At 35.4% G+C, this 6,881-nt stretch carries 5 protein-coding genes; 4 read left to right on the top strand and 1 reads right to left on the bottom strand.

All coding sequences use genetic code 11. From position 1 onward, the window contains the following. Nucleotides 1–175: 175 nt before the first annotated feature. Entirely contained in the window at nucleotides 176–1,111 is a 936-nt protein-coding gene (rnhC, locus tag ACFPM4_RS19065; RefSeq protein ID WP_382355319.1) for a ribonuclease HIII, read from the bottom strand. A gap of 111 nt (nucleotides 1,112–1,222) precedes the next feature. On the opposite strand from rnhC, the gene ACFPM4_RS19060 reads away from it, so the two are divergent. The 4 genes from ACFPM4_RS19060 (at nucleotide 1,223) to ACFPM4_RS19045 (ending at nucleotide 6,653) form a co-directional block, all read left to right on the top strand. Beyond that, on the top strand, nucleotides 1,223–1,777 hold the full coding sequence (locus ACFPM4_RS19060) for a CvpA family protein (RefSeq protein ID WP_318281122.1): 555 nt from the start codon (nucleotides 1,223–1,225) through the stop codon (nucleotides 1,775–1,777). Nucleotides 1,778–2,100: 323 nt separating this feature from the next. Then, entirely contained in the window at nucleotides 2,101–3,819 is a 1,719-nt protein-coding gene (gene polX / locus ACFPM4_RS19055; RefSeq protein WP_382355315.1) for a DNA polymerase/3'-5' exonuclease PolX, read from the top strand. Between the two features lie 30 nt (nucleotides 3,820–3,849). Further along, a complete protein-coding gene (locus ACFPM4_RS19050; protein ID WP_382355344.1) occupies nucleotides 3,850–6,207 on the top strand; it encodes an endonuclease MutS2 in 2,358 nt (785 codons plus the stop codon). 38 nt (nucleotides 6,208–6,245) lie between these two features. Then, on the top strand, nucleotides 6,246–6,653 hold the full coding sequence (locus tag ACFPM4_RS19045; RefSeq protein WP_382355312.1) for a DUF350 domain-containing protein: 408 nt from the start codon (nucleotides 6,246–6,248) through the stop codon (nucleotides 6,651–6,653). The last annotated feature ends 228 nt before the right edge of the window (nucleotides 6,654–6,881 follow it).

Below are 6,881 nucleotides of genomic sequence, written 5' to 3'. Positions count from 1 at the left end.
AGTTGCCCAAAAATCTATATTACAAAATATTGAGTGGGAGCCTTGACAGTTTCGTTCATATCAGGAGGCTCATTAGCCGCCCGCGGAAAGCGAAGTGTATTTCCGTAGCGATATAGCTACACTTACATTGTTCGGATTTATATCCAGGTCAAAACCGTTTTGTCTCAACCTTCATTTACTTAATCCCCGCGATTCGTTTTGCCTTTTCTGTATTCGCAAAGTGGAGTTTTGTATACTCATTCAAAGCTTCGATTCCTTGTGTCTTAATTATCCTAGCTGCAGCATGATCTACTTTAGAACCTGCCCCCTTCGTTAATGTAAAGCCAGCTTTATCACTTAATTTATCAAACGCTTTAATGAAAGCATAGCGAGCAAGTATAGAAGCTGCTGCAACAGCAAGATGAATACTTTCTGCTTTAGTACTAAAATAAACATTCTGCCTACAAATTTGTTTTTGACCTTGTAAATGGCGGAAATAAATAGGAGCTTCTGCAAATTGATCGACTAGAATTGCATCCGGCCTTTCTGGAGCTATTTTTTCTAGTAGATGATTGATCGCTTGGTTATGTAAAATAGCCGTCATTTTTCCTTGTGTCATGCCTGATGCTTGCAAACGGTTATATTTTGGATTCGGTAATTTTAATAAACTATAAGGTAGAAATGTCAACAAATCCTTGGCGATTCTCACTATTTCTGGGTCCTTTAAATCTTTTGAATCCTTTACTCCCAACTCTTGTAAAAGGGGAATCTGTTTTTTATCGACATATGCCGCGACAACTGTAAGAGGACCAAAATAATCGCCTTTTCCAACTTCATCTGTTCCAATAACAGAGAGGGAGGAAATATCTTTAGGGAGAGCATTTCCTGATGTTTTTGCTTGTGAAACTTTTGACGTTCCCTTTACAATCGGTGTTCCCCATCTGCTAGACTCTTCTTCATTTCCTGGTCCTTGAAACATGACTTTTCCTGATTTATACGCTGTTATTGTACAACCGTTTTTCTTTGCGCTAAAGACTCCACCGGGCGGTATTTTCCCTGTATTGTAAGGTTCATAAAAGTCTTGTATTTTCTTTAACTCTGTAGCAGATAATGTAAGGATAATATTACCCATTACGATTCTTCCTCTCTATACTTAATATATGTCTGTTATTGTGTGATTTTCCGACAAATTATTCCCATCTTTTTTTATTCATGCTATGATATACAATAGGATTCTATTGAAATGGGGATTAATATGTTAGATTTAGCTTTAATAATATTATTAATAATTGGATTATTAATTGGTTTTCGAAGAGGGTTTATCCTCCAACTTATACATATGATTGGTTTTATCATCTCATTTATTGTCGCTTATTTGTATTATGATGAGCTTGCACCTAAATTAAAATTATGGATTCCATATCCTGACATTGAGGCAAGTGGTGCCGTTAAGATGGTTCTTGATTCTGCCAACTTTGATGAATCTTTTTATCGTGCTATCGCATTTGTGATCATTTTTATCGCTGTTCGTATATTACTTGCTATCATTGGATCAGCATTAGACATTGTTGCTAGCCTACCTTTATTAAAATCATTAAACTTATGGGCAGGCGGAATTCTAGGCTTCATCGAGATGTATTTACTTGTCTTTATCCTACTATATATAACAGCACTATTACCACTTGAATCTATCCAAACATTAATTGATAAATCAACAATTGCAGAATGGATGTTAAATAAAACACCTTATTTCTCTGCAGAACTGAAAAAAATATGGCTTGATTATATTCAGAAATAAGAGGATGGGACAAAAACAATTAAATCGGATGGAAATCCGAACAATTCTAGTGTAACTTTACCGCTTCAAAAATACACTTCGCTGAAATTTTTCATTAAGTATAGTGGGGAGTCCAACCCTGTTTGAATAACACATCAAAGACAAAATGAAGAATCGAACTATCATGAGTTGTAATCAAATGATAGTTCGTTTTTTTGTTTTATTTATCCTCCTATCCATGAGTTTCTTTTTTCGTTTCGCGTACTAGTTTGCTGTTGTGTCTTTTATCCGTATGATTTGATAGAATAAAACTAGAATTATCATGAACGGCTGGTGAGTAACAAATGTCCATTGACAAAAAGAATGTAATCCGATTACTAGAGCAAATTGCAATATATATGGAACTAAAAGGAGAAAATTCTTTTAAAATTTCTGCATTTCGAAAAGCGGCAAATGCATTAGAAGTAGATGAACGAAGTTTAGATGAGATTACTGATTTTACGACTATCCCTAATATAGGAAAAGGTACAGCAACAGTTATCGAAGAATTTATAGAGAATGGGACTTCCTCAACATTACAACAGTTACAAGCTGAAGTTCCAAAAGGGTTAGTATTATTACTTCAACTACCTGGTCTTGGTGGAAAGAAGATTGCGAGGCTTTATAAAGAGCTAGGCATTGAAGATATAGAAATGTTGAAAGATGCTTGCGAAAAAGGTGAAGTTGCTTCTCTAAAAGGATTTGGTAAGAAAACAGAAAAAAAGATATTAGAAGCTATCCATCAAGTAGGTACACAACCAGAACGATTGCCAATCTCTTACATGCTTCCTATCGCTGAACAATTAGAAAAGTCGTTAAAACAAATACAAGAGATTTCCTATTTTTCAAGAGCTGGTAGTTTGCGACGCGTTCGAGAGACGATGAAAGATTTAGATTTTATCATTGCAACCGAAAGTCCAGCAGTAGTAAAAGAACAATTACTAGCACTAGAAGGCTGTAAAGAAGCAACTTCCACCGGTAATACAAAGATATCCGTAATTTTAGAGGGGAATTACCGTGTATCAGTAGATTTCCGTCTCGTAGAACCAGCGGAATTTGCCACTGCATTACACCATTTTACTGGGTCCAAAGAACACAATGTGCGTATGCGCCAACTTGCAAAAGATCGTGGTGAAAAGATTAATGAGTATGGGGTTGAAATTATAGAGACGGGGGAAATTCTTACGTTTGAAAACGAACAAAAGTTTTTCCAGCATTTTAATTTACCATACATTCCGCCAGAATTAAGAGAAGATGGAAAAGAAGTTGATGTATTTACAGAAGATTATGGATTGATCACATTAGAAGATATCAAAGGTGATCTCCATATGCATACAACTTGGTCAGATGGAGCCCACTCTCTGGAGCAGATGGTGGAGGCATGTCGGAAAAAAGGCTATCAATACATGGCTATTACGGATCACTCTGAATTTTTAAAAGTTGCAAATGGTCTTACAGTTGACCGCTTAAAAAAACAAAATGAAGAAATTCGTAAATTAAATGAAAAATATAATGATATACTCATTCTATCTGGTGTGGAAATGGATATTCTTCCTGATGGAAGCCTAAATTATGAGGATGATGTGCTAGCGGAACTGGATATTGTCATTGCTTCTATTCATTCTAGTTTTTCGCAATCTCGGGATAAAATAATGAAAAGATTAGAAAATGCAATGCAAAATCCACATGTTGATATCATTGCTCATCCAACTGGAAGAAGATTAGGAAAAAGAGATGGATATGATGTTGATATTGACTTGCTAATTGAAATGGCTAAAAATACAAATACAGCGCTTGAATTAAATGCAAGTCCAGAAAGATTAGATTTAACAGCAGCGTATGTTAGGAAAGCCCAAGCAGAAGGTGTAAAAATTGTGATTAATACTGATGCTCATAACATGAATAATTTGAATTTTATGGGGCTCGGAGTGTCAACTGCACGAAAAGGATGGATACAATCATCATCCGTTCTAAATACGATGAACAAAGAAGATGTTATTAAATTCCTTAAAAGAAATGATTGATTGAAACAAAAAAGGGGAGAATTTAACTCCATGAATGAGAAATTACTACGAACACTTGAATTTACGAAAATTATCCAACAACTGGAAGAATACGCTTCTTCTGAACTTGGATTGGAGAAAATTAAACAATTAAAACCAGCAACAACATTTGAAGAGGTTGTACGACTACAAGCAGAAACGGATGAAGCAGCCCATGTACTTCGCTTAAAAGGACATGCACCGCTTAGTGGAATCCATAATATTAAACCACATGTAAAAAGAGCTGTAATTGGTGGTGTCCTTAATTCATTGGAACTAATTCAAACTGCTAGCACAATTTCTGCTGGACGTTCCATGAAACGATTTGTAGAGGACTTACTAGAAAATGAAGTTGATATACCTATATTAGAAGAAAAAGTAAATGGGATCACTCCTTTAGCAGATCTGGAGAAGGAGATTAAAGCAGCAATTGATGAAGGTGGAGAAATATTAGATTCAGCAAGTGATGCATTAAGAAGTATACGCCAACAACATCGTAGAACGGAATCTAAAATTAAAGAAAAGTTAGATAGTCTTATTCGAAATCGAAATGCACAAAAAATGCTTTCTGATGCAATTGTAACCATTCGTAATGAGCGTTACGTTATTCCAGTGAAACAGGAATATCGTGCACACTACGGTGGCATTGTTCACGATCAATCTTCATCAGGACAAACATTATTTATAGAACCACAAGTAATCGTAGAATTAAATAATGACCTACGTGAATTACAAATGAAAGAAAAGCAAGAAATCGATCGTATCCTAGGCGTATTAACAATTTCAGTTGCGGAATTTGCTGATGACTTAAATCGGATGGTTGATATTTTAGCTGAATTAGACTTCATGTTTGCGAAGGCACGTTTCGGGAAAAAGACTCATTCTTCAAAACCAAATATTAACAAAGAAGGTATAATACGTTTATATCAAGCACGCCATCCTCTATTACCAATAGATGGCGCAGTTGCGAATGATATTACGTTAGGAACAGACTATTCAACGATGGTCATTACAGGGCCAAACACAGGTGGTAAAACAATCACACTTAAAACAGTTGGTTTATTGACATTGATGGCTCAAGCTGGCTTGCATATTCCTGCTCAAGAAGGCTCAGATGTTGCAGTTTTCAAAGCTGTTTTTGCAGATATTGGTGATGAACAGTCGATAGAACAAAGTTTGAGTACTTTTTCCTCTCATATGGTCAATATTGTAGATATTTTAAAGCATGTTGACCACGAGAGTTTGGTACTTTTTGATGAGTTAGGAGCAGGAACAGATCCACAAGAAGGAGCTGCACTTGCAATATCGATTCTAGACGATGTGTATCAAAGAGGTGCACATGTAATTGCAACAACTCATTACCCTGAACTAAAAGCTTATGGGTATAATCGTGAGGGTGTTATCAATGCAAGTGTCGAATTTGATGTAGAAACATTACAACCAACATATCGTTTATTAATAGGAGTTCCTGGCAGAAGTAATGCATTTGAAATTTCCAAAAAACTCGGTTTATCTGAAAGTGTCATTAATACAGCAAAGTCTATGATTGATACAGAAACGAATGAAGTAGAGAATATGATCGCCTCACTTGAGAAAAGTCGCCGAGATGCTGAACATGAATATGAAGAGGCACACGATTTATTAAAAAATGCCGAGAAATTACATCGTGATATGCAAAAACAAATGATGGAATTTTATGAGCGTAAGCAGGAGTTATATGAAAAGGCAGAAGAAAAAGCAGCAAAGTTAATTGATCGTGCTAAAGCAGAAGCAGAAGATGTGATGAAGGATTTAAGAGAAATGCGTCTTCAAAGCGGTGCGAGCATAAAGGAACATGAGCTAATTGAGGCAAGAAGAAGGCTAGAAGAAGCTGTACCGAAAGTAAATAAGGGAAAAAATCAGCAAAATACAAAGCAAGAAAATCATGATTACCAGCCTGGTGATGAAGTAAAAGTTCTTTCATTTGGTCAAAAGGGAATCCTATTAGAAAAGACTAGTGATGAAGAATGGCAAGTTCAAATAGGTATTATGAAAATGAAAGTCCATGAAAAAGATTTACAATTCATAAAATCGGAACAAAAGAAGGAAACAAAACCTTTAGCGACGATAAAGGGTCGCGATTACCATGTTGGATTAGAATTAGACTTGCGTGGTGAACGGTATGAGGATGCAATTCATCAAGTTGAAAAATATATAGATGATGCATTGCTAGCTAATTATCCGCGAGTTTCTATTATACATGGGAAAGGAACTGGAGCATTACGTACGGGAGTTACAGAATATTTGAAACAACATCGCTCTGTAAAACGTATAAGACTAGGAGAAGCTGGAGAAGGCGGTAGTGGCGTAACAGTAGTTGAGTTTAAATAACGATACGTCTTTACTTAAGTATAGGGGAGTGATTTCAATTGGACTCTTTTTGGCAAAACTCATTTGTTCAAACAGCAGGTTATTATAGTGTTACTGTCCTATGTATAATTTTATTTTTATTTATCTTTGAACTTGTCACAAAGTATAATAATTGGGAAGAAATCAAGAGCGGAAACGTTGCTGTTGCGATGGCGACAGGAGGAAAAATTTTCGGTATTGCCAATGTATTTAGACATTCCATCCTCCATCATGACAGCCTGTTGGTCATGGTAGGTTGGGGAGTATTTGGTTTCTTTTTATTATTAACAGGCTATTTTATTTTCGAATTTTTAATGCCAAAATTCAATGTTGATAATGAAATTGCGAAAAATAATCGTGCTGTAGGATTTCTCTCGATGATTATATCGATTGGATTGTCCTATGTGATTGGAGCAGGAATACATTAGGGAGGATCAATTGGAAACTTTAGCAAAAATATTATTTGTTGTTTGTGGATTATTTTTATTATGTGGGATCATTTTTTTAATAACTGTGTAATAAGCTGCCTCGGCAGCTTTTTTTTATTGTTTTTTTCCAACAGATTACAGGGAATACAAGAATAATTATCGACTGTTTCGATTATCATGTAATAGAGGAAATTATTATAGTTGAAAATACCTAAACAAATACATTCA

Source organism: Lederbergia graminis, from assembly GCF_042655485.1.
GTDB lineage: Bacteria > Bacillota > Bacilli > Bacillales > Bacillaceae_C > Lederbergia > Lederbergia graminis.
This window is presented reverse-complemented; position numbering and strand designations above follow the sequence as displayed.